This window comes from Bacillota bacterium, assembly GCA_040754675.1.
In the GTDB taxonomy this organism is placed as follows: domain Bacteria; phylum Bacillota; class Limnochordia; order Limnochordales; family Geochordaceae; genus Geochorda.
Window position 1 is genome coordinate 1 of sequence record JBFMCJ010000628.1, and the last position, 2,262, is coordinate 2,262.

The window sequence follows — 2,262 nt, forward strand, 5'->3', positions numbered from 1 at the left end:
AAAAACCAACCGGCTTCGCGAATGTCCAGCGGCGCATCCTCAAGGGCTCGGGCCACCGCATCCGCCGAACCCCATGGATCCTTCAGGTCAACAAATGCACGCCAGCGGCGTCCGACCTCCGAAGCAGGTCCCTCCTGTCCGATGACGACGCTCACCGCCGACGAGGTCCGATCTCGGCACTGGAGGCGAGGAGGATTGCCGAGGTAAATGGCCCCCATGCCCGAGTCTGCATCCGGCAGGCGAGACCCAACGAGTTCCCAGGCTAGTTGCCGCCTGGAGAATGTTTTGACCTGGCCCGCCGGTGTGGAGAACCGAACGGGCGAGGTACCCTCGTCGAGCTCGACGAAGTGGACCATGTGTTCCCTGATGGCCGCCACTTCCGATTCAATCGGCCTGGTATGATCAGAAATCAACTGCCAATCCTTCGGCACCATGAATCCGTGCTGGCCGACCCCAGGAGCCCTGACCACGCGGCCTTCTCTGCCGGATCGCGCTAGCAGCCCGTGTGGGTTTTGGTCACCGTCAGCCGGGCTTGGACCGATCGACGCCAGGTGGTGATAAGAATCAGGCGCTATCACGGCCGGCCGAGTCGGGTACCGGTGGCTTCATCCTGCAGCAGGGGCTGCCTGTCCTTGTCCTTCCAACGTCCGGTGCCAGTACAGCTTCATCAGGTTGAAGGCGGCGCATTGAAAGCGCCACACCGATCTGGCCTTTTGCTCGCCACGCAACAGCAACTGCCGAAAGCCCATGGCCTCTTTTATGTGGCCGAAAACAGGTTCCACCGAGGTCTGCCTGAGCTTGTAGCGGGCCCGTCCCTCCTCGGTCCTGAGTTTGTGCCGCATGAACTCTCGTGGGGTGGCCGCCTTGGGGATCGGCTCGTCGGGAGGCGTCTGGTTCCGCCACTCGCTGTGCTTTACCTTGTCGGGTGGAATGAAGGCCTCGATCCCTCGTTGCGCAAGCGCGGCCAGGTTATCTTCGCTCCAGTAGCCGGCATCGGCCGAAAGCTCCTTGGGAGCACTGCCCGTGTTGTCTTTGACCTGCTCCAGGGTGGACACCAGGTGCGGCGCGTCCGAAGCCTGGTTGGTGAGGTCCGCGGCCACAATCAGATGGGTCTGGGCATCCACCGCCGCCTGGGCGTTGTAGCCCTGGATAAACGCCTTGTCGGAGTTCTTCATGATCCGCGAGTCGGGATCGGTGAAGTTCAGCTGGTCTTTGTCGGCCGGCCTGGCCGTCTGGGCTTCTTTGCGGGGTTTGTAGAGCCGGCCCTCCCTGGCGGCTTTGTCTTGCCGGCGGACCTGCTCAGCCTCGGCTCTTGCTCTGGCTTCCGCCTCCAGCCGGGCCTTGGCCCGGCGAATCGCCTCCAGGCGCTTTTGCCGGTCCCTGAGTTCTGGTGGCAACCGCCAGCCGCTGTCCTTGCCAAACTGTTTGTCCTCGGCGGCGTCGTTGGCTTCAACCTCTTCCAGATACGCGTCGATCTCCCGGGCCGCCTGGTCCAGCTCGGCCTTCATCCGCCCGTAGCTCATGGCGCTGTGCTTGGAGGCGTTGGCCTTCACCTTGGTCCCGTCCACCGCCACGTGCTCCAGCCGCACCAGACCGGACTGGGCCGCTACCCGCACCGTCTCCTTCAAAAGGTCCCCAAGGGCCCGGTGATGCCGCCTTCTGAACTCCGAAAGCGTCCAGTGGTCCGGCTGCTGGTTAGCCGCCAGTATCCGAAAGCCCACGTCTTCATGAAGCGCCCGTTCCAGCCGGCGCGAAGAGCGGATCCCGCGGCAGTAGCCGTAAAACCAGACCTTCACCATCATCCGGGGATTGTACGGCGGCTGGCCGCGGCGTTCCCGGTAGTCGGCATGGATCGGCGACAGGTCAAACTGATCCACCGTGTCGCTGATGAAGTATACGGGGTGGTCCGCCGGCAGCCATTCCTCCAACGAGGGCGGAAGAGCCATGATCTGGTTGGGACTGTACTCCCTGAACCGCTTGCCGTGCAACGATACCACCACCCCTTGGGGGGTTCGCCATCGGTGGCCACAATACATGCCAAGAACGGCGTTGTTATTCACACAAACTGCTAGCCCCAGCGCAGCAGAAACTTCCCCACCTGCTGGCGCTTGCGGTGGCGGTCCTGCTTGGCGTCCTCCCGGGCCCGGACCACGTCTCTGAGCGCCTCATGGGCCTGGTCCAGGCCACCAGCAAGCTCTCGGGTGGCCCCAACCGCCGCACCAGCCTGGCCACCGCATCGGGCTCGTAGGGCACAATCCCCAG

Annotated in this window: 3 protein-coding genes; all 3 read right to left on the bottom strand. The window is 63.7% G+C overall.

Features of this window, described 5'->3' with window-relative positions:
* Window positions 1-413 (bottom strand): hypothetical protein (locus tag AB1609_21790; protein ID MEW6049067.1); only part of this gene is annotated, 413 nt, incomplete at its 3' end.
* Between the two features lie 192 nt (window positions 414-605).
* Window positions 606-1,988 carry an IS1182 family transposase gene (locus tag AB1609_21795; GenBank protein ID MEW6049068.1) on the bottom strand — a complete coding sequence of 461 codons (1,383 nt, stop codon included), beginning with the start codon at window positions 1,986-1,988 and terminating at the stop codon, window positions 606-608.
* A gap of 80 nt (window positions 1,989-2,068) precedes the next feature.
* The coding region (locus AB1609_21800) for a hypothetical protein (protein ID MEW6049069.1) at window positions 2,069-2,262 on the bottom strand (194 nt) is incomplete at its 5' end.